At 64.2% G+C, this 22974-nt stretch carries 25 protein-coding genes; 9 read left to right on the forward strand and 16 right to left on the reverse strand.

Features of this window, described 5'->3' with window-relative positions; all coding sequences use genetic code 11:
- Positions 1–179: 179 nt before the first annotated feature.
- Positions 180–383: a DUF3955 domain-containing protein gene (locus AB5Y50_RS05590; protein ID WP_043156523.1), complete on the reverse strand. Its 204-nt coding sequence runs from the start codon at positions 381–383 to the stop codon at positions 180–182.
- 143 nt (positions 384–526) lie between these two features.
- Entirely contained in the window at positions 527–1873 is a 1347-nt protein-coding gene (gdhA, locus tag AB5Y50_RS05595; RefSeq protein ID WP_182721803.1) for an NADP-specific glutamate dehydrogenase, read from the reverse strand.
- A 572-nt stretch (positions 1874–2445) separates the two neighbouring features.
- Between gdhA and rluF the strand changes: the two genes are divergently transcribed.
- Positions 2446–3459 (forward strand): 23S rRNA pseudouridine(2604) synthase RluF, encoded by a 1014-nt coding sequence (rluF, locus tag AB5Y50_RS05600; protein ID WP_010674196.1) that lies wholly within the window; start codon positions 2446–2448, stop codon positions 3457–3459.
- Positions 3460–3545: 86 nt separating this feature from the next.
- Here rluF and AB5Y50_RS05605 read toward each other — a convergent pair whose 3' ends face one another.
- Entirely contained in the window at positions 3546–4778 is a 1233-nt protein-coding gene (locus AB5Y50_RS05605) for an MFS transporter (RefSeq protein WP_113725517.1), read from the reverse strand.
- Positions 4771–5280, reverse strand: coding sequence for a nucleoside deaminase (locus tag AB5Y50_RS05610; protein ID WP_113725515.1), 510 nt, complete (start codon positions 5278–5280; stop codon positions 4771–4773). Before AB5Y50_RS05610 ends, AB5Y50_RS05605 begins: the two co-directional genes overlap by 8 nt.
- Positions 5281–5395: 115 nt before the next feature.
- Between AB5Y50_RS05610 and AB5Y50_RS05615 the strand changes: the two genes are divergently transcribed.
- A complete protein-coding gene (locus tag AB5Y50_RS05615; protein WP_180911703.1) occupies positions 5396–6238 on the forward strand; it encodes a LysR family transcriptional regulator in 843 nt (280 codons plus the stop codon).
- Positions 6239–6254: 16 nt separating this feature from the next.
- On the opposite strand, the gene AB5Y50_RS05620 is transcribed toward AB5Y50_RS05615, so the two are convergent.
- The 3 genes from AB5Y50_RS05620 to AB5Y50_RS05630 form a co-directional block, all read right to left on the reverse strand.
- Positions 6255–6722 carry a GyrI-like domain-containing protein gene (locus tag AB5Y50_RS05620; RefSeq protein ID WP_039038603.1) on the reverse strand — a complete coding sequence of 156 codons (468 nt, stop codon included), beginning with the start codon at positions 6720–6722 and terminating at the stop codon, positions 6255–6257.
- 20 nt (positions 6723–6742) lie between these two features.
- Positions 6743–6898 carry a pleiotropic regulatory protein RsmS gene (gene rsmS / locus AB5Y50_RS05625; protein ID WP_010674200.1) on the reverse strand — a complete coding sequence of 52 codons (156 nt, stop codon included), beginning with the start codon at positions 6896–6898 and terminating at the stop codon, positions 6743–6745.
- A gap of 84 nt (positions 6899–6982) precedes the next feature.
- Positions 6983–7450 carry an acyl-CoA thioesterase gene (locus tag AB5Y50_RS05630; protein ID WP_010674201.1) on the reverse strand — a complete coding sequence of 156 codons (468 nt, stop codon included), beginning with the start codon at positions 7448–7450 and terminating at the stop codon, positions 6983–6985.
- 173 nt (positions 7451–7623) lie between these two features.
- Between AB5Y50_RS05630 and AB5Y50_RS05635 the strand changes: the two genes are divergently transcribed.
- Together AB5Y50_RS05635 and AB5Y50_RS05640 are read left to right on the forward strand one after the other, a co-directional pair.
- Positions 7624–8274: a tellurite resistance TerB family protein gene (locus AB5Y50_RS05635; protein ID WP_042015902.1), complete on the forward strand. Its 651-nt coding sequence runs from the start codon at positions 7624–7626 to the stop codon at positions 8272–8274.
- Between the two features lie 159 nt (positions 8275–8433).
- On the forward strand, positions 8434–8892 hold the full coding sequence (locus AB5Y50_RS05640; protein ID WP_010674203.1) for a GNAT family N-acetyltransferase: 459 nt from the start codon (positions 8434–8436) through the stop codon (positions 8890–8892).
- Positions 8893–8918: 26 nt separating this feature from the next.
- Here AB5Y50_RS05640 and AB5Y50_RS05645 read toward each other — a convergent pair whose 3' ends face one another.
- The gene (locus AB5Y50_RS05645) at positions 8919–10367 is read right to left on the reverse strand and encodes a PLP-dependent aminotransferase family protein (protein ID WP_103859097.1); all 1449 of its coding nucleotides are present in this window, start codon (positions 10365–10367) and stop codon (positions 8919–8921) included.
- Positions 10368–10487: 120 nt separating this feature from the next.
- On the opposite strand from AB5Y50_RS05645, the gene AB5Y50_RS05650 reads away from it, so the two are divergent.
- From AB5Y50_RS05650 to AB5Y50_RS05660, 3 genes are read left to right on the forward strand one after another with little or no spacing between them, the layout of a single operon-like run.
- Complete coding sequence (locus tag AB5Y50_RS05650; protein ID WP_103859098.1) at positions 10488–12059, forward strand: cytochrome ubiquinol oxidase subunit I; 1572 nt, start codon at positions 10488–10490, stop codon at positions 12057–12059.
- Positions 12059–13186 (forward strand): cytochrome d ubiquinol oxidase subunit II, encoded by a 1128-nt coding sequence (gene cydB / locus AB5Y50_RS05655; RefSeq protein ID WP_103859099.1) that lies wholly within the window; start codon positions 12059–12061, stop codon positions 13184–13186. The genes AB5Y50_RS05650 and cydB overlap by 1 nt, the downstream gene beginning before the upstream one ends.
- Positions 13187–13214: 28 nt before the next feature.
- On the forward strand, positions 13215–13328 hold the full coding sequence (locus tag AB5Y50_RS05660; protein ID WP_010674207.1) for a CydX/CbdX family cytochrome bd oxidase small subunit: 114 nt from the start codon (positions 13215–13217) through the stop codon (positions 13326–13328).
- Between the two features lie 63 nt (positions 13329–13391).
- Here the strand turns inward: AB5Y50_RS05660 and AB5Y50_RS05665 are convergent, their stop codons facing one another.
- From AB5Y50_RS05665 to AB5Y50_RS05685, 5 genes are all read right to left on the reverse strand, one after another.
- Entirely contained in the window at positions 13392–14561 is a 1170-nt protein-coding gene (locus AB5Y50_RS05665; RefSeq protein ID WP_010674208.1) for an MFS transporter, read from the reverse strand.
- Positions 14562–14996: 435 nt separating this feature from the next.
- Positions 14997–15800 (reverse strand): 2,5-didehydrogluconate reductase DkgB, encoded by an 804-nt coding sequence (dkgB, locus tag AB5Y50_RS05670; protein ID WP_103859100.1) that lies wholly within the window; start codon positions 15798–15800, stop codon positions 14997–14999.
- A 67-nt stretch (positions 15801–15867) separates the two neighbouring features.
- A complete protein-coding gene (locus tag AB5Y50_RS05675) occupies positions 15868–16158 on the reverse strand; it encodes a putative quinol monooxygenase (protein WP_103859101.1) in 291 nt (96 codons plus the stop codon).
- 153 nt (positions 16159–16311) lie between these two features.
- Complete coding sequence (locus AB5Y50_RS05680) at positions 16312–16677, reverse strand: VOC family protein (protein ID WP_103859102.1); 366 nt, start codon at positions 16675–16677, stop codon at positions 16312–16314.
- 19 nt (positions 16678–16696) lie between these two features.
- On the reverse strand, positions 16697–17083 hold the full coding sequence (locus tag AB5Y50_RS05685; RefSeq protein WP_103859103.1) for a DUF6404 family protein: 387 nt from the start codon (positions 17081–17083) through the stop codon (positions 16697–16699).
- Between the two features lie 168 nt (positions 17084–17251).
- Between AB5Y50_RS05685 and AB5Y50_RS05690 the strand changes: the two genes are divergently transcribed.
- Positions 17252–18154, forward strand: a complete 903-nt coding sequence (locus tag AB5Y50_RS05690) for a LysR family transcriptional regulator (RefSeq protein ID WP_103859104.1) — start codon at positions 17252–17254, stop codon at positions 18152–18154.
- A 177-nt stretch (positions 18155–18331) separates the two neighbouring features.
- Here the strand turns inward: AB5Y50_RS05690 and glpK are convergent, their stop codons facing one another.
- The 3 genes from glpK to tnpA form a co-directional block, all read right to left on the reverse strand.
- Positions 18332–19834, reverse strand: coding sequence for a glycerol kinase GlpK (gene glpK / locus AB5Y50_RS05695; RefSeq protein WP_010674229.1), 1503 nt, complete (start codon positions 19832–19834; stop codon positions 18332–18334).
- Positions 19835–19888: 54 nt separating this feature from the next.
- On the reverse strand, positions 19889–20737 hold the full coding sequence (locus tag AB5Y50_RS05700) for an MIP/aquaporin family protein (protein WP_042880435.1): 849 nt from the start codon (positions 20735–20737) through the stop codon (positions 19889–19891).
- Between the two features lie 546 nt (positions 20738–21283).
- On the reverse strand, positions 21284–21709 hold the full coding sequence (tnpA, locus tag AB5Y50_RS05705; protein WP_041205574.1) for an IS200/IS605-like element ISAeme8 family transposase: 426 nt from the start codon (positions 21707–21709) through the stop codon (positions 21284–21286).
- A 57-nt stretch (positions 21710–21766) separates the two neighbouring features.
- On the opposite strand from tnpA, the gene AB5Y50_RS05710 reads away from it, so the two are divergent.
- The gene (locus AB5Y50_RS05710) at positions 21767–22906 is read left to right on the forward strand and encodes an RNA-guided endonuclease TnpB family protein (protein WP_041206863.1); all 1140 of its coding nucleotides are present in this window, start codon (positions 21767–21769) and stop codon (positions 22904–22906) included.
- Positions 22907–22974 lie beyond the last annotated feature (68 nt).

The following is a 22974-nucleotide window of genomic DNA, read 5'->3' on the forward strand; positions in this document are numbered from 1 at the left end:
GAAGCAGGAACCCGGTACTGCGCGAGCAGCTATCACCCAGTAATGGGAATCCCCCTCCTGTGACGCGAAGCGCTAAGGTGGGGGAGGATGTCAACGAATCGGTCTATTGCCTGGACCCGGATTAGAACCTCATCGAGATCAGCCGCTATTGCTGAGCTCTTGGCACCTTGCGATTTGTGTCATTGCTCCCTGGTGCGCCCCTTGCGCAGCAGAGGGATCACGGTGAGCACCATGCCGGTGAAGAGCAGCAGATAGCCCAGGGGCAGCAGGGCAAAGGGCTCGTGCAGGAAGCCCTGGGCATCGAGGGTGGAGCCCAGCAGGTTGAAGGCCACAAAGCAGCCGAGCCCGGCCAGGATCAGCAGAGCACCTATTTTCATCGTCATCTTGTTATCCTCGTCAGCGAGATGGAACGGATGGGAGACTTTCATGCCTGGGTGAAGAGAGTGTGAAGTCGCGCCAGACGCAAAACACAACGGCAGCCCGAGGGCTGCCGTTGTGTTGAGGGGGAAGCCCCGGGCCAAGGCGCTCAGCAGACCCCTTGCGCCAGCATGGCGTCGGCCACCTTGACGAAGCCGGCAATATTGGCGCCGCTCTCGTAGTTCACATGATGATCCCCGTCCTGGCCGTAGCGCACACAGGTGGCATGGATGCTGGTCATGATCCCCTTGAGGCGGGCGTCCACCTCTTCCCGGCTCCAGGAGAGGCGCTGGGCATTCTGGCTCATCTCGAGGCCCGAGGTGGCAACCCCGCCGGCGTTGGCCGCCTTGCCCGGGGCGAACAGCACCTTTGCTTCGTGGAAGAGGCGGATGGCGGCGGCGCTGGAGGGCATGTTGGCCCCCTCGGCCACCAGCTGCACGCCGTTGGCAATAAGCTGCGCCGCATCTTCGGCATCCAGCTCGTTCTGGGTGGCGCAGGGGAGGGCGACGTCGGTCGTCAGGTGCCAGGGGGTGCGGCCGCTGAAGAACTCGAGCCCGAGCTCATGGGCGTAATCGGCGACCCGCTTGCGCTGCTCGTTTTTAAGCGCCATCAGACGGGCCAGCTTCTCGGGGGTGAAGCCGTCCGGATCATAGACGGTGCCGCCGGAGTCGGAGGCGGTGATGACGCGGGCGCCGAGGACCATCGCCTTCTCGATGGCGTATTGGGCCACGTTGCCCGAGCCCGACACCGAGACCCGCAGGCCATCGAGGGACTGGCCGCGATGGGCCAGCATGGCGTCGACAAAGTAGAGCAGGCCGTAGCCGGTGGCTTCCGGACGAATGAGGCTGCCGCCAAAGGAGAGTCCCTTGCCGGTGAAGACGCACTCGGCGCTGTTGGTGAGCTTCTTCATCATGCCCGCCATGTAGCTCACCTCGCGCCCGCCCACCCCGATGTCGCCCGCCGGTACGTCGGTGTTGGCCCCCAGGTGGCGATAGAGCTCCAGCATCAGGGCCTGGCAGAAACGCATCACTTCTCCTTCGCTCTTGCCCTTGGGATCGAAATCGCTGCCCCCTTTGCCGCCGCCCATGGGCAGGGTGGTGAGGGCGTTCTTGAAGGTCTGCTCGAAGGCGAGGAATTTCAGCACCGAGAGATCCACCGAGGGGTGGAAGCGCATGCCGCCCTTGAAGGGGCCGATGGCGGAGCTGTGCTGCACCCGGTAGCCGCGGTTCACCTGCACCTGGCCCTGGTCATCCACCCAGCTCACCCGAAACTGCACCAGGCGCTCGGGTTCCACCAATCGCTCCAGCAGGCCGTGTTGCAGGTAGCGGGGGTGGCGCTCCACATAGGGCCAGATGGAGGCGATCACCTCGCTCACGGCCTGGATGAACTCGGGCTGGTGAGGGTTGCGGCTGGCGACCTGGGCCAGGAAGGCCTCCTGGGAGAGGGAATGACTCATCTTTAACTCCTGTCGTGAATGATGAAAGTGGCGTCCTGCCAGAGAGGGGACCATGCCCGTCTTCAGGGTTCGCGGGGCTCAAGGGGCCCGTTGTTGCGCCCCGATGGGGGTGTCATTTCCCGTCGTCGGCGGGTCAGAGCAGATAATTCGCGATGACCAAAATCTTTTTATGCATTTTTTCTGGATAAATATCAAGCGTTAGATCATCTGGCTATCTGCCGAAGGCCGCACCCTATCTTCGGCGGCGGGGGCCCGGCCCATGAAGTGAGCACCATGAAGTGAAAAGAGGCGGGGAGTGCGCGGTGCAGCCCAATCAGGGCCGCGGCGTCACCGCACGCTGGATAATGGGGGGCCTGCTGCTGCATCAGGGGCAGCACCCCCTGTGAGCCAGCGGGCAGGGGGCGGACGGGGCCGGGCGCGTGCGCGTGCAATGTGCTACTGTAGCGGCGTTTTTTGCCGAACATGCAGGGCGCAGGCCCTTATTTCATGGAGTTGTATGCAGACGAACCCGACCACAGCGCGGCTGATCCAGCCAGCCATTCTCAAGGCCCATCCGACCCGGGAGGTGACCCATGCTGGCCGATGAATCCATGCGCCTGAACAAATACATCAGCGAGAGCGGCATCTGCTCCCGTCGTGAGGCCGATCGTTTCATCGAGCAGGGCAACGTCTTCATCAACGGCAAGCGGGCCGGGGTGGGGGATCAGGTGTTTGCCGGGGATCTGGTCAAGGTTAACGGTCAGGTGATCGAGCCGCGCGAGGCCGACAGCCTGGTCTTCATCGCCCTCAACAAGCCGGTGGGCATCGTCAGCACCACGGAGGCGGGGGAGAAGGACAACATCGTCGACTTCGTCAACCACAGCACCCGCATCTTCCCCATCGGTCGCCTCGACAAGGACTCCCAGGGGCTCATCTTCCTCACCAACCACGGGGATCTGGTGAACAAGATCCTGCGGGCGGGCAACGATCACGAGAAAGAGTACCTGGTGACCGTGGACAAGCCGGTGACCGACGAGTTCGTCCGGGGCATGGCGGCCGGGGTGCCCATCCTCGGCACCGTCACCAAGAAGTGCAAGGTGAAACGAGAGGCGCCCTTCGTGTTTCGCATCACCCTGGTGCAGGGGCTCAACCGCCAGATCCGCCGCATGTGCGAGCACTTCGGCTTCGAGGTGACCAAGCTCGAGCGCATCCGCATCATGAACGTCAGCCTCAAGGGGCTGCCGGTGGGGGAGTGGCGCGACCTCACCGACGACGAGCTGATCGAGCTGTTCAAGCTCATTGAGGACTCCTCCTCCGAGGCGAAACCGGCCAAGGGGGCTCAGGTTGCCAAGCCCAAGGCGGCTGCGGCCGGCACCCCGGCCCAGGGCAAGAAGCCGCGGCGCAGCGACGATCACGAGATTGGCGGGCGGCCCAATGTGCCGGGTCCCGAGGCCTTCGAGAAGAAGAGCCCCGCAGGCAAGGGCGGGGCGGGCAAAGGGGCTGCCAGCAAAGGGGCAGCAGGTAAAAGCGCGCCCGGCAAGGGGGGCAAACCCGCCCCGGGCAAACCGCGGCCAGGGCAGGGCGGGCGCCAGAAGAAGGGGCGCTGAGCGCCAGGCCTTCCCGCACCCTGATGCACAACACCGGCCTTGGCCGGTGTTGTGCTTTCTGGCCCCCAAGGCCGGTGCTCGCCGGATCAGGCAGGTTTGTGGCCTGCCGTCTGCACAGCCATGGCCTGCTCCGGGGGCAGGCCCATGGCCCTTGGGTAGTGGCGCGGGTTGAGACGCACCACCAGCAGGCTCATCAGGACCAGGGCGCCGAGCTGCCACTGCCAGGCGGCGGCGAAGTCACCGCTTGCATGGTGCAGGCGGGCCGCCACCCAGGGGCCGGTAGCCGCCACCATGAAGCCGACGCCCTGCATCAGGGCGCAGAGGGCGCCCGCCCGGCGTGGGTCGGGCAGGTGATCCAGCGCAATCACCATGATGAGGGAGAAGCTCCCCCCAAGCCCGGCGCCGCACAGCAAGCACCAGAGCAGGGGGGCGGTCTGGGGAGCGAGCCAGAGGCCGCCAAAGCCCGCCAGCTGCATGGTGATGGCCAGCGCCATCCAGGGGCGGCGGTCCAGCCGACCGGCTGCCAGCAGAGGCAGGCCAAGGCCGCTCGCGGTCTGGGCCAGGGCGAGCCAGGCCACCAGCTCGCCCCCTTGCTGGGCGCTCCAGCCCGCCGCCATGTAGGCCGGGGCCAGCCAGGCCACGACGATGCCGTAGCCGCTGTTGATGATGCCAAAACAGGCGATGAGCAGCCAGGTGCGGGGCAGGGGGAGCAGCCGCTGCTCCCCGGTGGGGGCGGGCGTGCTGGCCGGGGCGGGCAGGGGCACCCGCCAGGCCAGCCAGCCGAGGGCCAGCAGCACCGGCAGGCCCCAGAGCGCCAGCGCCCGAGACCAGTCCAGATACTCGGCAAGGCGCGGGGTGAGCACGGCCCCGAGCGCCCCGCCCCCCATCATGCAGGCGGAGAAGATCCCCATCACCAGGGGCACCTTTTGGGCGAACCCCTCCTTGATGAGGCCGGGCAGCACCCCCTGCACCAGGGCCGAGCCCAGCCCGCACAGGGCGGCGCTGGCGATGAGCAGGGTGCCGCTCGCGAGATCGAGGCGCAGGGCGCTGCCAAGGGCGAGCAGCAGCAGGGCCGTCCCGAGCAGGGGGCGCGGGCCCGTGCGACCCAGGAGCGCCGGGGTGAGCAGCACGCCGACCCCGATAAGCCAGAGGGGCAGCAGGGTGACCCAGGCCAGGGTATCTACCCCGAGGGCCAGCCTCGCATCGATGCGAGGGGCCAGGGGGCTGATGGCGGTGAGGAAGGGGCGCAGGTTGAGGGCGATGAGGATCACCAGCACCAGCAAGGCGCCGCTGCCCGGGGGGAGGCGGCGCTTATGCATGGGGCAGGGGACCGTAGAGGGTTTCGGCCGCGATGGGGCTCGCCAGCTTGATGAGGGGCAGGGGCGGCGGACTCAGCGGCAGTCGCAGCGCGGCGTAGGCGGCGCGGCTGTCATAGCCGAAGGGGGCGGCATCGTCGTTGTCAAAGGCGTAGTAGACCGCCTGGATGCCGTTCATCACCAGGGCCGACAGGCACATGGGGCAGGGGGGCCCGCTGGCATAGACGATGGCCCCGGCCAGCGGCCCCTGGCGACTCCCTTCCCGCAGCGCTTCCAGCTCCGCGTGACGGGTGGGGTCCCCCTCCTCCAGCATGCGGTTGACGGCGCTCGCCACCAGCCGGTTCTCCCTCACCAGCAGGGCGGCGAAGGGGCGTCCCCCTTGCTGGCGATGGGTCAGGGCCAGGTGCAGGGCCTGCTCCAGCCACTCCTGATGGCTGGGGGCCGAGGCGGCGGTGAGGGAGTTGAGGAGGCGGGCACCGGACTGGGAAGGGGGTGGCATGGTCATATCCTGGCAAAAAGGGGGAGGACAGCAGCCTAGAGGGTCGCCGCATCATTTGGAAATTAAATGATAAAATGACTTCCAGTGGTTTTATAAATGGAGATTGCCCATGGAGCGCCCCCTGCTGGACCCCCAATTGCTGCGGAGCTTCGTCGCCATCGTCGAAACCGGCAGCTTTACCCGCGCCGCCGAGCGTATCCACCTCACCCAGTCCACCCTGAGCCAGCAGATGCGCCGCCTGGAGCAACAGCTGGGTTGCACCCTGCTCGACCGATCCGGCCGCCAGGTGGTGACCACGGCCCAGGGGGAGACCCTGCTCGGGCTGGCGCGCCGCATCCTGGGGCTGCTGGCCCGGGCGGGGGAGCGGGTGAGCGAGGCGAGCCACCCCCTGCGCCTCGGGGTGCCGGAGGATTTTGCCGCGGGGGCCATGACCCCGGTGCTGGCCGCCTTCGCCCGCACGCACCCTCAGGTGCGGCTGGAGGTACAAAGCGATCTCAGCCATGCCCTGTGGCAGGCATTCGAAGGGGGAGAGCTGGATCTGGCCCTCATCAAGCAGGGGCGCGGCCAAGGGGAGCCCATCGCCCGCTGGCGCGAGCCCCTGGCCTGGGTTGACAGCCGGGAGTGGCCCGCCGCCGGGCGCGACCCCCTGCCTCTGGTGGTGTTTCCAAGTGAGGGGCTCTACCGGCGCCAGATGACCGACGCCCTGGATGCCGAGGGGATCCCCTGGCGCATCGCCTACGTGAGCGGCAGTCTCGCCAGCCTGCAAGGGGCGGTGAGCGCGGGGATCGGGGTCAGCCTGCTGCCGGCGCGCCTGCTGCAACCGGATCAGGTGGTGCTGGCCCACTGGCCTGCGGTGCGCTCGGTGGAGCTGGCCCTGCACCAGGGACCGGGCACGAGCGAGCCCCTCGCCCGGCTGGGGGAGGCGCTGATCGCGCTCTGTGACGAGGTGATGGGGCCGAGGTAGCCCGGGCGGCCAGGGGTCAGGCCAGGGCCTGTTTTGGTACCACGGCGAGCCAGATTTCCACTTCGCCGCTGCCGGTGGCGGCGTCAAAGCGGGCGCCGTAGCGCTCGAAATCCGGCTGCTGGGCAGATTGATAGTCCGATTGCGCGAGCCACGCCAGGGCCTGGCGCCAGGTGTGCGGCAGGGTCGCGACATGCCCCTGATGCAAGAAGATGGCGTAGGTCTGGGGGGCGATGCGCATGCGGCCAAGCCCGGGAGGCAGCACCTCCAGGGCGGCGACCTCCACCCCGCAGAGGTATTCGCAGTGGGTGTCGGTGGCGGCGCAGATGACGCCATAGGCGTGCTCCCCGAGCTGCCCCGGCAGGGGAAGCAGGGCGCTGAGGTCGCGCCACTGGCCGGCGAAGTCCCCCTGCTCGAAGGGGTGGTGACGGCGCAGCCCCCCGAGGAGCATGGCGCGGCCTTGTTCGATGCGAATGGGGGCTGACATGGTGCCTCCTGCGGGGGCGCTCAGGCCTCCCGACCTTCCTCGAGCTTGCGCTCATAATCCCGGCGAACGATGGCGAGTGCCGCCAGGGCCAGCGCGGGGGCGATGTGGTTAGTTTCCAGCAGTTCAATCAGATCCACCGCGAGCTGGACCTCGGGGGGGGCATTTTCCAGGGACATCTTGGGTTCTCAAGGGCAAGGGTGGTCGCCATTATAGCGCCCGGCGGCACGAAGACACGCCCCGGCAGCCCGGGGCGGGACGGGTCACATGTGCTGGCGCATCTCCTTGTCCAGCTCCTCGCGCAGGGCCATCAGCTTTTTGGCGTACTGCTGCAACTGCAGATCGCTCTCGCTCACTGGCTGCCACTGGGGCACCGGGGTGGGTTTGCCATGCTCGTCCATGGCCACGAAGATGATGATGCAGTGGGTGGTCTTGCGCCGCTCCGGGTCGGTGGGGTGGCGACTGTAGACATCCACCGCCAGGTGCATGCTGGTGGTGCCGGTGTGGATCACCTTGGCGTGCACCTCCACCAGCTGGCCTATCTGGATGGGGCGCAAGAAGCGGATGCCCCCCACATAGACGGTGACGGCATAGCCGCCACACCAGCCGGCGGCGCAGGCGTAGCCGGCCTGGTCAATCCACTTCATCACCATGCCGCCATGGACTTTGCCGCCAAAGTTGACGTCGGCGGGTTCGGCGAGAAATTGCAGGGTCAGTTCACGGGCGCTCATGGTACTTCCTTATGTCGAGGCAAGGGGGGACTCCTTGGCTGTCCCCCGGGGACAATAGCAGTGGGCGGGGCTGGCACTGATCCAACCAGCACCTCCTCTTGTCTGCGCCGTCATTCACCTTGAGTTCAGCGCAGGCGGCCCAGCATGACTCATCACGCGAGGGAGGAGGCCCCATGAAACAGATGCTGGAGCAATTGATGGGAGCTGGCAAGGGCTGGCTCAACGACGGTGGTGACACGCGCAAGGCCCAGATGAAGGGCATGGCGCAGGGGGGATTGGCCGCAGGGGCCATGGCGCTGCTGCTTGGCAACAAGAAGATGCGCAAATATGGCACCAAGGTGGCGGCGGTGGGGGGGGCGGCAGCCCTCGGGGGGCTGGCCTACAAGCTCTATCAGGACTGGCAGACCCAGCAGTCCACCCCGGCCCAGCCGACCCAGCCTCTGGACACCCTGGAGGGCAAGGCCCTGGATGCCCGCGCCAACCTGCTGGTGCGCGCCATGGTGGCGGCGGCCCGGGCCGACGGCCACATCGATGCCGCCGAGCGCCAGAAGATCCAGGAGTACCTGACCGAACAGGGGGAGCGGGATGCGGCCCGCTGGATTGACGCCGAGCTCTCCCGCCCCCTCGACCCCCATGTCCTGGCGCGAGAAGTGACGGACATGGAGCTGGCGACCGAGGTCTACCTCGCCTCCCTGCTCACCATCGAGGTGGATCACTTCATGGAGCGCGGTTATCTGGACGAGCTGGCGCGTGCCTTGAAGCTGGATGACAACCTCAAGGGGAGCATAGAGCGCCAGGTGGCCCAGCTGGGGGCGCCGGGCTGAGCCCGCATTGCCATCAGGATTGTCCACAAGGCCCCGTCATGGGGCCTTGTCGTTGCCGGGGGCTGTTGATTGCCGTGACGAGCCGATAAGATGCGGGTTCCAAAGGGTGACCGCCGAGCCTCTTTCCTCGCTGGCGACCCTCACTGCAAGGAGCATCAGGTGGACATTCGCAAGGCAACTGAACAGGATATCGACGCCATTCTGGCCCTGAACCGGCAGATAGGTCAGCTCCACTTCGAGCAGGTGCCCGAGGTGTTCTGCCCCCCGTCCCCGGAGGACAGGGCCTTCTTGCTCGGCGCCATTGCCGACGAGGCGCGTCTTTTCTGCGTGGCGGTGGTGGCGGGAGAGGTGGCGGGCTTTCTCACCGCCCGCATCGACCTCAACGAGAGCGTCCCCTTTCTCAGCAAGCTGCCCGTCTGCCGCATCACGACCGTGGTGGTGGATGAGGGGCTCCGCTCCCGGGGCATCGGCCGGGCGCTGATCGCCCACGGGGACCAGTGGGGCAAGGCACGGGGTGCAAGCCAGTTGCGCCTGGAGGTGATGGCTTTCAACGAGCGGGCCAGGGCCCTCTACGAGCGACTGGGTTTCAAGGCCCAGTCACAGACCATGGCCAGATAAGGCGCATTCGCTTGCAAAAGGGCCCGTTACGGGCCCTTGTCGTGTGAGGCGTCAGGGGGGCTCTGCCAGGTTTCCCGTTGCCGGGCGATGAGGTCCGCAAGCCGGTTGAGCGCCGCGTCCAGTTGCGGGCTCCAGGGATGGGAGCTGTTGAGGCGCAGGCAGTGGTTGTGCTGGCCCTGGCTGGAGAAGAGGGCCCCGGGGGCGATGGAGACGCCCTGCGCGATGGCGCTGGCATAGAGCGCCCGGCCATCGAGGCGGGCGTCAAATTCGAGCCAGAGAAAGTAGCCTCCGTCCGGGGAGGAGATGCGCGCCTCGGGGAAGAGGCGCATCAGGGCCGCCCGCATCTGCTGCTGGCGCTGAGCCAGGGTGTGGCGCAGGCGGCGAAAGTGGGCGTCCACCCCGCCCTGGCGCAGCATGTCGGCCAGCGCCAGCTGACTGGGCACATTGGTCGAGAGCGTCGACATCAGTTGCAGCCGCTGGATGCGCTCGGCGTGGCGCTTCGCCACCACCCAGCCGACCCGAAAGCCCGGCGCCAGACACTTGGTCCAGGAGCCGCACAGCAGGCTCTCTCCCCGCGCATCCCAATGGGTGATGGGCCTTGGCCGCTCGCGCCCGACATAGAGCTCCGCATAGACGTCATCCTCCACCAGGGGGACCTGATGGCGGTTGAGCAGCCCCATCAGCGCCTGCTTGTGCTCATCCGGCATGGTGTGGCCGAGGGGGTGCTGGACATTGCCCATCAGCCAGCACGCCTTGACGGGGCGCTGTGCGAGGGCCTCCTCCAGCAGGGCGAGATCGATGCCCACCCCGGGGATCACCGGGATCTCCACCACCTTGAGCTTGAGCCGCTCGATGGCCTGCAGGGCGCCGTAGAAGGTGGGGGACTCCACCACCACCCAGTCGCCGGGCTCGGTCAGCACCTGAAGACTGAGGGAGAGCGCCTCCATGGCCCCCGTGGTGATGATGATCTGCTGGGGATCCACCGCCATCCCCTCGCCGGCGTAGCGCCGGGCGATGGCGCGGCGCAGTGCCTCGTTGCCGGGGGGCAGATCTGCCACCGTGCTGAAGGGATCGAGGCGGCGCATGCAACTGCCGAGGGCCCGACCGAGTTGGGGGTGGGGGAAGAGGGTCGGGTCCGCCACCGCCATGCCAAGGGGCACCAGCTCCCGTGACTTGCTCGCCTGCAGCACCTCGAACACCAGATCGTTGATGTCCACCGAGCCGCTGTAGCGGGCCTGCTGGGGCTGACTCTCCCGCCGGGCCGTGCTCGCGGCCTTGACGTAGTAGCCGGACTGGGGCCGCGCCAGGATGAGGCCCCGGCTTTCGAGCAACTGATAGGCCTGGAGCACCGTCATGGGGCTGAGGCCGTGGGTCTTGCAGCTCTGGCGGATGGAGGGGATGCGCTCCCCCGGCTGCCAGAGGCCGCTCGTGATCTGCTGTTGCAGCTGGTCTGCCAACTGGCCGTAGCGGGACATGGTGGGCCCAAACTGTTATAGGTGTTTTTCACTATAACTGCATCTGTTATAGGTGTCATGGACCATGGTGTACTTGGCGGGCGAAAACCTGTCCGTTAAATGCAACATAGAGAGTCATGCATGATAAGCCTGGATGATGTGGTCAGCCTCTCCCGAATACAGTTCGGGGCGACGGCGATGTTCCACTTTCTGTTTGTGCCCCTCACCCTGGGGCTGTCCTGGATCCTGGTGATCGCCGAGTCGGCCTACGTGATGACCGGCAAGGTGATCTACAAGGACATCACCCGCTTCTGGGGCAAGCTGTTTGGCATCAACTTCGTGATGGGGGTGACCACCGGGATCACCCTGGAGTTCCAGTTCGGGACCAACTGGGCCTATTACTCCCACTATGTCGGCGATATCTTCGGCACGCCGCTGGCGGTGGAGGGGCTGATGGCCTTCTTCCTCGAGTCCACATTGGTGGGCCTTTTCTTCTTCGGCTGGGACAAGCTCTCCCGCGGTCAGCACCTGCTGGTGACCATGCTGGTGGCGCTCGGTTCCAACCTCTCCGCCCTCTGGATCCTCATCGCCAACGGCTGGATGCAAAACCCGGTCGGCGCCGAGTTCAACCCCATGACCATGCGCATGGAGCTGGTGGATGTGGCCGCGGTCATCTTCAACCCGGTGGCCCAGGTCAAGTTCGTCCACACGGTGGCGGCAGGCTATGTGGCGGCCTCCCTGTTCGTGATGGGGGTGAGCAGCTGGTATCTGCTGCGCGGCATGGAGGTGCGCTTCGCCCTGCGATCCTTTGCCATCGCCTCGGGCTTTGGGCTGGCGGCCATCCTCTCTGTCATCGTGCTCGGGGACGAGTCGGGTTATCGCTCGGGGGAGGTGCAGAAGGTCAAGCTCGCCGCCATCGAGGCGGAGTGGGAGACGGAGCCCGCCCCGGCTTCTTTCACCCTGTTCGGCCTGCCGGATCAGCGTGCCGAGACCACCCACGCGGCCATCAAGATCCCCTATCTGATGGGCATCATCGCCACCCGCTCCCTGGATGAACAGGTAACGGGCCTCAAAGATCTGAAAGCGCAGCACGAGGCGCGCATTCGCAGCGGCATGTTGGCCCACGAGGCGCTCGAAGCGATGCGGGCAGATAGCAGCAACCAGGCGGCCCGCGCCACCTTCGAGCGCCACCGCGGCGATCTGGGCTACGGCCTCTTGCTCACCCCCTATGCCAAGGAGATTGGCAAGGCGGACGAGGGGGCCATCGCCAAGGCGGTGGAGGACTCCATCCCCCAGGTGGCGCCGCTGTTCTGGAGCTTTCGCCTGATGGTGGGCATCGGCGTGGCGCTGCTGGCGCTGTTTGCCGCCGCCTTCCTGCAGCTGTGCCGGGGCAGGCTGGTGCAATCCCCACGGCTGCTCAGGGCCCTGCTCTGGTCTATTCCGCTGCCCTGGATTGCCATCGAGGCGGGCTGGTTCGTGGCGGAGTTCGGTCGCCAGCCCTGGACCATCAGCGACGTGCTGCCGGTGTCGGCCTCCGTCTCCCTGCTGCAACCGGGGCAGCTCTGGTTCAGCCTCATCGCCATCTTCCTCATCTACAGCAGCCTGCTGGTGGTGGAGTTGTTCTTGTTGCGTCATGTGATCCGCAAAGGGCCTGCCAGCCTGCAGACGGGTCGTTATCAAGGTGAAGTGTTGCAAAACGGGAGTCCTGCCTGATGGATTACGAAACCCTAAAAGTGATCTGGTGGGGGCTGGTGCTCTTCCTGCTGGTCGGCTTCGTGGTGATGGATGGCTTCGATCTCGGGGTCGGCATGCTGCTGCCCGTGGTCGGCAAGACGGATGACGAGCGGCGGGTGCTGCTCAACAGCGTGGGGCCGGTGTGGGAGGGCAACCAGGTGTGGCTCATCGCCGGTGCCGGCACCCTGTTTGCCGCCTGGCCCCTGGTCTATGCCGCCGCCTTCTCGGCGCTTTACGTGCCCTTCATGTTCCTGCTGTTCGGCCTCTTTTTGCGCCCGGTGGGCTTTGACTATCGCAGCAAGCTGCCGGACCCGGTCTGGCGCCGCTGGTGGGACCGCGCCCTGGTGGTGGGTGGTCTGCTGCCGACCCTGGTGTTTGGTGCCACCCTAGGCCTGGTGCTGCAAGGGCTGCCGTTTCGCTTCGATGCGGCCCTTCGCATCCACTATGGCGCCTTTGCGTTCCACTGGCCGCTGCTGTTGACCGCCATGGGGGCGGCGCTGGCGCTGCTCTTGCTGCACGGTGCCAGCTTCCTGCAGTGCAAGACCCAGGGGGCCATAGCGGCGCGCAGCGCCCGCCTCGCCCTCTGGCTCGGCCCCCTGGCGAGCGCCCTCTTTGCCCTTGGCGGCGTCTGGCTTGGGGAGATGGCGGGGTATCGCATCACGGCCATCGGCGATCTCAACGGCGCCCTCACTCCGCTGATGAAAGAGGTGGTGGCGGTGCCGGCGGGTTGGCTTGGCAACTTTGTCGCCCATCCGGTGCTCTGGGCCGTGCCTGTGCTCGGGCTCCTGCTGCCCCTGGTGTGCGCGCTGGCAAGCCGCTTCGGCAAGTCCGGGCTGGCTCTCGTTGCCAGCGGCGGTGCCTGCGCCGCCATGATGCTGACCGTGGCCATCGCGCTCTTCCCCTTCGTGCTGCCCTCGTCCCTGGATCCGGCCAGCAGCCTGACCCTGTGGGACAGCACCTCCAGCGAGCGCACCCTGCTTATCATGCTGGGGATCGTCGGAGTACTGATGCCGGTCAACATCGGCTACACCCTCTGGGTCTACCGGGTGGTGCGCGGCAGGGTCAGCGCCGAGCAGGTGCGCCAGCACGGCCACAGCCTCTACTAATCCGCTTCAACACAAGGATCAACGCGATATGTGGTATTTCACCTGGTTGCTGGGGCTGGGGTTCGCCTTGCTCTGCGGGCTGGTCAACCTGCTCTGGCTGGAGGCGCGCTGGGCTGCCGATGAGGATCTCAAGGAGCCCTGAGCCTCGCATCTTGCCCATGAAAAAAGGCCGACACAGGATGTCGGCCTTTTGCTTGCCCGGGGGTCAGGCAAGGGCGGCGCGGCGCTCGCCCGCTTCGCTGACATGGGTGAGGCCGTAGGCCAGCAGCACGATGAGGGCGCCAATCCAGGGGGTGTGCATCAGGCCGAGGTGCTCCACCACGAAACCGCCGACCACGGAGCCCAGCGCAATGCCGACGTTGAAGGCGGCGATGTTGAGGCCGGAGGCCACATCCACGGCATTGGGGGTGTGGCGCTCGGCCTGTTTCACCACCAGTACCTGCAGACCCGGCACGTTGCCAAAGGCGAAGGCGCCCCACACCAGCACGGTCAGTACCGCCAGCACCGGGTGCGGCGCGGTGAAGGTGAGCACCAGCAGCACCACGGCGAGCCCGGCGAACAGCAGCTTCAGCGCAGGCAATGGGCCCATCCGGTCGGCGAGCTTGCCGCCCCAGATATTGCCGACGGCGACCGATACCCCATACACCAGCAGAATGAGGCTCACCGCGCCGGCGCTAAAGCCGCTCACCTGTTGCAGGATGGGGGCGAGGAAGGTAAACGCCGTGAAGGCACCGCCGTAACCGAGCGCCGTCTTGGCGTAGACCAGCAGCAAGGGCTTCCTGGTGAGCACCGAGAGCTGCTCGCGAACGCTGGAGGCGGCCCCCTTCGGCAGGTTCCCCGGTACCAGCAGCAGGCTGCCCACCATGGCGACGAGGCCGAGCAGGCTCACCACCAGGAAGGTTTCGCGCCAGCCGAAGACCTGACCAATCCAGGTGCCAAGCGGGACGCCGGTCACCAGGGCGACCGTGAGGCCGCTGAACATGATGGCGATGGCGCTGGCCGCCTTCTCTTTGGCCACGAGACCGGTGGCGATGGTGCTGCCTACCGAGAAGAAGACCCCGTGGGCCAGCCCGGTGAGGATGCGGGCCACAATCAGGCTCTCGTACCCGGGGGCCTGCCAGGCCAGCAGATTGCCGACGGTGAAGAGGGCCATCAGCCCCACCAGCAGCCACTTGCGCGGCAGCTTGCCGGTGAGTGCCGTGAGCACGGGGGCGCCGATGGCCACCCCAAGGGCATAGAGGCTGACCAGGAGGCCTGCCGAGGGGAGCGAGACATTGAGCTGTTCGGCGATGGTGGGGATGAGCCCCACGATCACGAATTCGGTGGTGCCTATAGCAAAGGCACTTAAGGTGAGGGCAAATAACGCCAGTGGCATAACAACTCCTTGGATTGGGACTCCCGACGGGAGAATGGCGTCAGTATGCCGAGGGTGTTTGTTGGTAAAAATGACGGCAACGTCAAATTACTTTTGCCAAATCAGCAGCAATGGTGCCGTGAAATGGGGTATTGGGAGTGGTCGAGGCAACTGCGGCAAGAGCGGCCGTAGCGTGCGAGGTGGGTGCAGAGACAACGCGCACGGCGGCAACCCGTGCAGAGCGAGCCGGGACAGAGAGAAAAGAGGAAAGAGAAATGAGGTAAGAGGTAAAGGATTGAGGGAAGGTGTTGGAGGAGGACTCGGGCGGCGGTGACGCGCGGTATTGGGGACAAAAAAAGCGGGAGGCATTGTGCCTCCCGCTGGTGCTGAAGAATGTCATTGAGCCTTATTTGCTCCCTTCTCCCCTGGCGGGAGAAGGGCTGGGGATGAGGGGGATCAATCCCAATTCGGCGCAAAGTCCGGGTTGGCGCAGCGCTCACCCCGATCCAGGGTGGCGATGGCGGCCATCTCATCGCGACTGAGTTGCACCTTCAGCGCAGCCAGGTTGGCGGCCAGATTCTCCCGTTTGGTAGAGCTCGGGATCACCGTCATGCCCTGGGCCAGCAGCCAGGCCAGCGACACCTGGGCTGCCGAGACGCCGTGGCGCTTGCCGATCTCCATCAAGAGCGGCTCGGTGAGCACCTTGCCATAGGCGAGCGGCATATAGGCGGTGATGGCGATACCGTGCTCTTGGCAGAATTCGACCACCTTGCGGTTTTGCAGCAGGGGGTGGATCTCCACCTGCTGGTGGGCGATGGCGCCCGGCCCCAAAATCTCGATGGCCTGTTTAAGTTGGGCCACGGTGAAGTTGGAGACCCCGATCTCCCGGGTCAGGCCCCGGGCTTTGGCCTCGGCGAGCTGCTCCAGATAGACCGCCATCGGCACCTCATCCTGGGGGGAGGGCCAGTGAATGAGCGCCAGATCCAGATAGTCGGTGCCGAGTTTTTCCAGGCTCACTTCCAGGCTCGGGATCACCTTGCCCGGACCGAACTCGCTGGTCCACACCTTGGTGGTCAGGTAAATATCCTGGCGGGGCACGCCACTCTCGCTCATCAACTGGCCGACTTCGGCCTCGTTGTCATAGATCTGGGCGGTATCGATATGACGGTAGCCAAGTTCCAGCCCCTGGAGCAGGGAGTCGCGAAGGGGCTGATCTTTCAGGCGGAAGGTTCCAAGACCCAGGTTGGGCATCTTCATCATCAAATTCCTCAAGTTATTGTTTCTACGCTCAAATGATGGGCTTTGCCTGCGCCGAGGGCGGAGGCAGTCAGGCGCGCCGGTAGCGGCTCACGACCCGGTTGGCAAACCAGGGGGAGGCGAGGCTGGCAAAGGCGATGTAGTGGGGCTGCTGCTGGTGGGCGAGCAGGGCGGCTTCACTCTCCCACTCCTCGTACAGCATCCAGCTATGGGGGCTCTCCAGGCTCTGGTGCAACTGGTAGCGAAGGCACCCCGGCTCTTGCAGGGTAGCGGCGATCAGCGGCTTGAGGGCAGCGCGAAACTGGGCGGCGAATTCGGGTTTGGCGTCAAGCTGGGCAATCACAATCAGGGGGGATGGCATCTGAACCTCCTCGTTAAGACGGGAGTCAGTATGCCCGCCCCAGACTGGGGGATACAGGGCAGCAGTCGCAAAACACTATTGAGGTGAGTGCAGCAATGTGGCCTCCCCATGGCTGGTCGTGGTGCAGGTGGGCCAGGGGAGGGCGGAGTATTATCAGGCGCTGGCCGGTTCGGACCAGACCGCAAATTCATTGCCGCTGGGCTCGACAAAGTGGAAACGGCGGCCACCGGGAAAATCGAACAGGGGGCGCACTATGGTGCCCCCTGCGCCGCCTACCTTGCTCTGAGTCGCCTCAATATCGGCGCTGTAGAACACCAGGAGCGCCCCGCCCTGAGCACTCTGGCTGCACAGATCGGCGCGGTAGAAGCCGCCATCCAGCCCTTCTCCCTCGAAGGCGCAATAATCGGGGCCGTAGTCGGCAAACTGCCAGCCAAAGGCGGCGGTGAAGAAGGCTTGGGTGGCGGCAAGATCCCTGGCCGCAAACTCCACATAGTTCAGTTTTTCATGGGCCTTGGTCATGGGCTCTCCTTGTCGGTGATTATTTCGGTTGCCAGCGTTTTTGCGTGGGGCTCGTGGAGTGGGGCAAGGCGTCCCAGGGGGTCAGCTTGAGCTGCTTGCGCCGAAACCAGAACCAGGTCCCCATCAGCAGACCGAGCCCGATGCCAAACAGCAGGCTCTGGCGCAGGGCAAACCCCGGGCTCACCTCATCCTGCCAGCCGAGGCACCACATCAACACCCCCCAGATAGCGCCGATGGGGAGTCCCAGGGCAAGAACGTTGATCATAAAGCGTTCGTAGTGGGGCGGCCTGATGGTGAACCCCGCCTTTCGCAGCAGCCAGATGATCGGCGGGTTGTAGTTGAGCGTTTGCACGCCCTTCTCGGCCAGCTCCCGATGGGCGGCGGCCAGCCTGTTGTCGAATGTCATGGATCGTCCCTGTCATAGTGTGGCGCCATACGGTGCCGGTTGGCGGCATTGTACTGGCAAGGGCGCAGATAAAACAGGTGGTGCGTCACGATACGAAGCGACGCCTGTCTTGCCAACTCCCGGCCATTGCACCTATAAAGACCCATTACTCTTGCCAGGATGACAACAATGAAGACCCATTCCGATGAATTGACCCTGTTTGTGGCGGTGGTGGAGGCGGGCAGCTTTCGCCAGGCGGCGGAGAATCTCGGCATGGACAACTCCGTGGTGAGCCGCGGCATCAAGCGCCTCGAAGAGAAGCTCGCCACCGTGCTCCTCAACCGCACCACCCGCCGGGTCAGCCTGACCGAGGAGGGGAGCTGGTTCTATCAGCGGGCGGTGAAGATCCTGACCGAGATGAGCGAGGCGGAAGGGTTGCTGCTGATGCGCCGGGAGCAGCCGGAGGGCATATTGCGGGTGGACGCCGCCACCCCCTTCATCCTGCATAGATTGGTGCCCATCATCGGCGAGTTTCGCCGCCGCTACCCCGCCATCGAGCTGCAACTGCACAGCTCCGAGGGCTTCATCAACCTGATGGAGCGGCGGGTGGACATGGCCATTCGCATCGGCGAGCTGACGGACTCCTCCCTGCGGGCCCTGCCGCTGGGCCGCTCCAGGCTGCGGCTGCTGGCCTCTCCCGCCTATCTGGCGGCACGCGGTACCCCGCGCCAGCCGGCTGACTTGCTGGCTGGCCACGAGCTGCTCGGTTTTTTGCACCCCGATCACCTCAATCATTGGCCCCTATTGAGCGAGGAGCAGGGGGACAGGTTCGCCATCACCCCGACCCTGCGGGCCAGCAGCGGGGAAACCTTGCGTCAGCTGGCGCTGGCGGGGCAGGGGATCGTCTGCCTGTCGGACTTCATGACAGGGGATGACAGGGCGAGCGGGGCGCTGGTGGAGGTGCTGGCCCGCAGCAACAGCGGCGCTTCGCGCCCCATCCATGCGGTCTTCTACTCCGATGCCCAGCGGGACATCCGGCTGCGGGTCTGGCTCGATTTCCTGAAAGAGCAGCTCGGCAACCACGCGCTCTAGGCGTGTTCCGACAGGGCCAATCCCCTCCCGCCCTTCCCCTCCACGAGAGGGAGGGGCCATCTTTTCCCACTCCTCAAGGGGAGGGGGCCGAGGGGCTTGCGAGCGCCAATATAAAGAGGCCGACATCGCTGTCGGCCTCTTTGCTTTTTTCATCTCAAGGATGCGTCGGTTACCCCATCACTCCTCTTCGGCCCAGCGGCGTGAGCGTTCCACCGCCTTCTTCCAGCCGCTGTAGCGCTTGGCGCGATCGTCGCGGTCCATCTGCGGAATGAACTCGCGGTCCACGCTGAACTTGTCTTCCAGCTCTTCGGAGCTCTTCCAGAAGCCCACGGCGAGGCCGGCCAGGAAGGCGGCGCCCATGGCGGTGGTCTCGATGCGGGTCGGACGCACCACAGGGGTGTGCATCATGTCAGCCTGGAACTGCATCAGGAAGTCGTTGGCCACGGCGCCGCCGTCCACCTTGAGGGCCGCCAGCTTGATGCCGGAGTCCTGCTGCATGGCATCCAGTACGTCGCGGCTCTGGTAGGCGATGGATTCCAGCGCAGCGCGGATGATGTGGTTGCGGTTGGCGCCACGGGTCAGGCCGACCATGGTGCCGCGAGCATACGGATCCCAGTAGGGGGCGCCCAGGCCCACGAAGGCCGGCACCAGGTAGACGCCGTTGGTGTCGCCTACCTTGCTCGCGAAGTAGTCGGTATCGCGGGCATCGTGGATGATCTTGAGCTCATCGCGCAGCCACTGGATGGTGGCGCCACCCATAAATACCGCACCCTCGAGGGCATAATTCACTTCCCCTTTCGGGCCGATGGCGACTGTGGTCAGCAGGCCGTTGCTGGAGCGAACCGGCTCGGTGCCGGTGTTCATCAGCATGAAGCAGCCGGTACCGTAGGTGTTCTTGGCCATCCCTTTTTCGAAGCAGAGCTGGCCGAACAGGGCGGACTGCTGGTCACCGGCGATACCGGCGATGGGGATGCGGGCGCCGCCGCCACGGGTGGTGTAGCCATAGACCTCGGAGGAGGGTTTGACTTGCGGCAGCATGGAGGCGGGGATGCCCAGCTCGTCCAGCATGCGCTCATCCCACTTCAGGTCGCGGATGTTGTAGAGCATGGTGCGCGAGGCGTTGGTCGGGTCGGTGACGTGCACCTCGCCGTTGGTCATCTTCCACACCAGCCAGGTGTCGATGGTGCCGAACAGCAGCTCGCCGTTCATTGCCTTCTCCCGGGCCCCTTCCACGTTGTCCAGGATCCACTTCACCTTGGTACCGGAGAAGTAGGCATCCAGCACCAGGCCGGTGTTTTCGCGAACGTACTCTTCAAGGCCCCGGGCCTTGAGTTCTTCACAGATGGCCGCGGTGCGGCGGCACTGCCAGACGATGGCGTTGTAGATGGGCTTGCCGGTGGCCTTTTCCCAGACGACGGTGGTTTCACGCTGGTTGGTGATGCCGATGGCGGCGATCTGCTCGCTGTGCAGGCCGCTCTTGGCCAGCACTTCGGTGAAGACGGAGGACTGGGTCGCCCAGATCTCCATGGGGTCGTGCTCGACCCAGCCCGCTTTCGGGTAGTGCTGGGTGAATTCGCGCTGGGAGGTCGCGACGATGTTGGCGTCCTGATCGAAGACAATGGCACGGGAAGAGGTGGTGCCCTGGTCCAGCGCAACGACAAATTTCTTTTCAGCAGACATGATGTTCTCCACGTTTTTATTTTCCACGTTGTTACACGTTGGGGAGGGCCGCTCTCAGGCGGCGGCCTCTTCTTTGTTAGACAGCTTGGAGGCTTCTTCGGTGGCGACGCGGTTGCCCGGGACGCAGGGAGCCAGCACTTTCACATACAGGGCGGTACCGATCTGGGCGCCGACGATGGGGCCAAGGATGGGGACCCAGAAGTAGGGGTTGTCACGACCACCGGTCAGGGCCACGTCACCCCAGCCAGCCACGAAGGCGAACAGTTTGGGGCCGAAATCACGGGCCGGGTTCATGGCAAAGCCGGTCAAGGGGCCGAGGGAGGCGCCGATCACCGCGATCAGGATGCCGATGAGCAGGGCGGCGGCGAAGCCTTTGGGGGCGCCGTTGTTGTTGTCACCCAGTGCCATGATGCCCAGCATCAGGACGGCGGTGATCACCATCTCGACCGCGAAAGCCTGCATGTTGGAGAGCAGGGCATTGGGGTAGGTGGAGAAGATGCCTGCGGTGCCGAGGCTCTCGACGCTGCCGCGCACCACGTTGTGGGTCAGCTCCCACTGGGTGAACAGGTTGCTGTAGAGGGCGTAGACCAGGGCGGCGGAGGCGAATGCCCCGGCTATCTGGGCGATGATGAAGGGCACCACCTTGCGCTTGTCAAAGCCGCAGAAGGTCATCAGTGCCAGGGTCACGGCAGGGTTGAGGTGGGCACCGGAGATGCCACCGGTGACATAGATGGCGATGGCGACACCCAGGCCCCAGGTAATGGAGATTTCCCATTGCCCGAAGTTGGCGCCAGCCAGCACCAGGGCGGCCACGCAGCCGACGCCGAAGAAGATCAGCAGGCCGGTGCCGATAAACTCGGCGAGGCACTCGCCAAGCAGGGTATTGGGTCTTTGTATGCTCATAGTTGTTATTCCTTATATCCACCCACAGTAGGTTTGATGTTCCGTTTTGTTATCTTTCATTCCCATTCATTGCGCCCGAAAACGTTTCTTCTTGTTTTTTGAGCTTGCGCAAACGTTATGCTCGTTTGCGCTCGTTCTTGGACGAGAGAGAAAATAAACCTTCTGCGTCAATTCACCATCCCCCCGCCACCGGAAATGTGGGCAAGATCCCATTCATTGCTAAGAAAATGTGACGAAAAGCAACAGTTGTCGGCCATATTACTCCTTAGTGAGTAGCCAAAAGCCACGCCATGCGTGGGCTGACCCTGGATGCGCGTTCACTCACAGCGCCACAATTTTTGTAATAAAACTGCAATAATTTAGCGCTCATCACAGATTAAATGTTCACAAATGAGCACAATAAGCTCGCTTGCGAATCAAGACGCGTCTGATCGCCGGCATGAGCGGGGCGTCCTCAACCGCCCAGAACAACAATAAAAGGAAGCAGAACATGCTTAGCAACTGCCCCGTAAACCCTCGCCCAATCGGGCGGGGATATAAGGGGAGCTAATCTGGTGTGTTCTGCGAGGCCACATACGCCTTGAGCGTTTCGATAGTGGCCCCGCCAGCACTGCAAGCAAAGTAAGAGCGCGACCACAGGAGCCCGCTATTACTTTGCTTTCGTAGGTGCGTATTCAATATGCGGATCTGGCGGCTACTGATCGACTTCAAATTATTGACCAACACACTGACGGCCAACTTCGGTGGATAGGCTACGAGCAGATGAACGTGATCGGCTTCGCCATCCATCTCCAGAATGTCGATCTCCAACTTCTCTGCCGCAGATAAAAATGCGCCGCGCATCTGCTCGATCATGGTGCCATCAAGCAGTTTGCGGCGGTACTTCGTGGTGAAGATTAAATGCACAACTAGCTTGCTGACGGAGTGACGCCTCCGCAGATACCTAGTCAAATCATCATGATGCACACTCACTTGCAATACTTCGTTAAAAGTCATACTGTATGGGTATCCTAGCAGCGAGCGGTGACTTTGAGAAGAGCAACGAAAGTACGCATTTATCCGACCGACGAACAAGCGGCATTCTTGAATGCCCAGTTCGGCGCGGTGCGGTTCGCGTACAACAAGGCCCTTCATATTCAACGACACATGTTCAAGCGTCACGGGATTTCACTGAAACCGAAACGCGACCTGAAACCCATGCTCGCAGTGGCGAAAAAATCGCGCAAATACGGCTGGCTAAAGGAGTACGATTCACTCGCCTTGCAGCAAGCGGTGATTAATCTCGACAAGGCATTCGCCAACTTCTTCAATCCCAAGCTCAAGGCACGAATGCCTACCTTCAAGAGCAAACGGGGCAGGCAATCCAGCTATCACCCCAACGGAAAGGTGCTCACAGCGGCTATCCAGTTGCCGAAGATGACGCCCATCAGGGCGGTCATTCATCGAGATATTATCGGCGTGGTATCCAGCATCACAGTCAGCCGTGGCCCGACAGGGAAATACTATGCTTCCATCCTTTGCGAGGATGGCTGCGAGGCTCCCGCCAAGCCCACCTTCATCACGGACGTGACTGGCTGTGATATGGGGCTGTCCCACTACCTCATTGAGTCGAGCGGCAAAAAGATTGCCAATCCACGCCACCTTATCAACGCCAGTCGCAATCTACGACGCAAGCAAAAGGCACTGTCTCGCAAGAAAAAGGGCAGCGCCAACCGTGGCAAGGCAAGACGGCAACTGGCCGCCCTGCACGAACGGGTAGCCAATGCCCGCGCCGATTTTCAGCACAAACTCTCTCACACGATGGTTGACGAAAACCAAGCGGTCATCGTGGAGACATTGAAATCAGCGAACATGATGAAAAATCACAAACTGGCCCGCGCCATTGGCGATGCTGGTTGGCATGGTTTCATCATGAAGCTGGAGTACAAGGCACAAGCGGCGGGTCGCCACCTAATCAAACTTGATCAGTGGTTTGCCAGCTCGAAACTGTGTAGCGATTGCGGCCACAAGATGCCGGACATGCCGTTGCATCAGCGGCAGTGGGTATGTCCAGCGTGTGGGGCAGGGCATGACCGCGACATTAACGCGGCCATGAATATCCAGCAACAAGGCATATTGGAATTAAAGGCGGCGGGACACGTCGTTTCTACCCATGGAGGCCAGCGTTAATCTGCCAATTCGGCAGTAGCGGCCTAAGAAGTGGGAAGCCTCGCCGCTTGCGGCGGGGAGCAGTCACT

Origin of the sequence: Aeromonas sp. s6 (assembly GCF_040907815.1) — a bacterium.
GTDB classification, from domain to species: Bacteria; Pseudomonadota; Gammaproteobacteria; order Enterobacterales; family Aeromonadaceae; genus Aeromonas; species Aeromonas caviae.

What these genes read in the sequence shown, in the direction of transcription:
- AB5Y50_RS05590 (WP_043156523.1), bottom strand. Translation starts at nt 383, where the DNA reads ATGACGATGAAAATAGGTGCTCTGCTGATCCTGGCCGGGCTCGGCTGC.
- gdhA (WP_182721803.1), bottom strand. Translation starts at nt 1,873, where the DNA reads ATGAGTCATTCCCTCTCCCAGGAGGCCTTCCTGGCCCAGGTCGCCAGC.
- rluF (WP_010674196.1), top strand. Translation starts at nt 2,446, where the DNA reads ATGCTGGCCGATGAATCCATGCGCCTGAACAAATACATCAGCGAGAGC.
- AB5Y50_RS05605 (WP_113725517.1), bottom strand. Translation starts at nt 4,778, where the DNA reads ATGCATAAGCGCCGCCTCCCCCCGGGCAGCGGCGCCTTGCTGGTGCTG.
- AB5Y50_RS05610 (WP_113725515.1), bottom strand. Translation starts at nt 5,280, where the DNA reads ATGACCATGCCACCCCCTTCCCAGTCCGGTGCCCGCCTCCTCAACTCC.
- AB5Y50_RS05620 (WP_039038603.1), bottom strand. Translation starts at nt 6,722, where the DNA reads ATGTCAGCCCCCATTCGCATCGAACAAGGCCGCGCCATGCTCCTCGGG.
- rsmS (WP_010674200.1), bottom strand. Translation starts at nt 6,898, where the DNA reads ATGTCCCTGGAAAATGCCCCCCCCGAGGTCCAGCTCGCGGTGGATCTG.
- AB5Y50_RS05630 (WP_010674201.1), bottom strand. Translation starts at nt 7,450, where the DNA reads ATGAGCGCCCGTGAACTGACCCTGCAATTTCTCGCCGAACCCGCCGAC.
- AB5Y50_RS05635 (WP_042015902.1), top strand. Translation starts at nt 7,624, where the DNA reads ATGAAACAGATGCTGGAGCAATTGATGGGAGCTGGCAAGGGCTGGCTC.
- AB5Y50_RS05645 (WP_103859097.1), bottom strand. Translation starts at nt 10,367, where the DNA reads ATGTCCCGCTACGGCCAGTTGGCAGACCAGCTGCAACAGCAGATCACG.
- AB5Y50_RS05650 (WP_103859098.1), top strand. Translation starts at nt 10,488, where the DNA reads ATGATAAGCCTGGATGATGTGGTCAGCCTCTCCCGAATACAGTTCGGG.
- cydB (WP_103859099.1), top strand. Translation starts at nt 12,059, where the DNA reads ATGGATTACGAAACCCTAAAAGTGATCTGGTGGGGGCTGGTGCTCTTC.
- AB5Y50_RS05660 (WP_010674207.1), top strand. Translation starts at nt 13,215, where the DNA reads ATGTGGTATTTCACCTGGTTGCTGGGGCTGGGGTTCGCCTTGCTCTGC.
- AB5Y50_RS05665 (WP_010674208.1), bottom strand. Translation starts at nt 14,561, where the DNA reads ATGCCACTGGCGTTATTTGCCCTCACCTTAAGTGCCTTTGCTATAGGC.
- dkgB (WP_103859100.1), bottom strand. Translation starts at nt 15,800, where the DNA reads ATGATGAAGATGCCCAACCTGGGTCTTGGAACCTTCCGCCTGAAAGAT.
- AB5Y50_RS05675 (WP_103859101.1), bottom strand. Translation starts at nt 16,158, where the DNA reads ATGCCATCCCCCCTGATTGTGATTGCCCAGCTTGACGCCAAACCCGAA.
- AB5Y50_RS05680 (WP_103859102.1), bottom strand. Translation starts at nt 16,677, where the DNA reads ATGACCAAGGCCCATGAAAAACTGAACTATGTGGAGTTTGCGGCCAGG.
- AB5Y50_RS05685 (WP_103859103.1), bottom strand. Translation starts at nt 17,083, where the DNA reads ATGACATTCGACAACAGGCTGGCCGCCGCCCATCGGGAGCTGGCCGAG.
- AB5Y50_RS05690 (WP_103859104.1), top strand. Translation starts at nt 17,252, where the DNA reads ATGAAGACCCATTCCGATGAATTGACCCTGTTTGTGGCGGTGGTGGAG.
- glpK (WP_010674229.1), bottom strand. Translation starts at nt 19,834, where the DNA reads ATGTCTGCTGAAAAGAAATTTGTCGTTGCGCTGGACCAGGGCACCACC.
- AB5Y50_RS05700 (WP_042880435.1), bottom strand. Translation starts at nt 20,737, where the DNA reads ATGAGCATACAAAGACCCAATACCCTGCTTGGCGAGTGCCTCGCCGAG.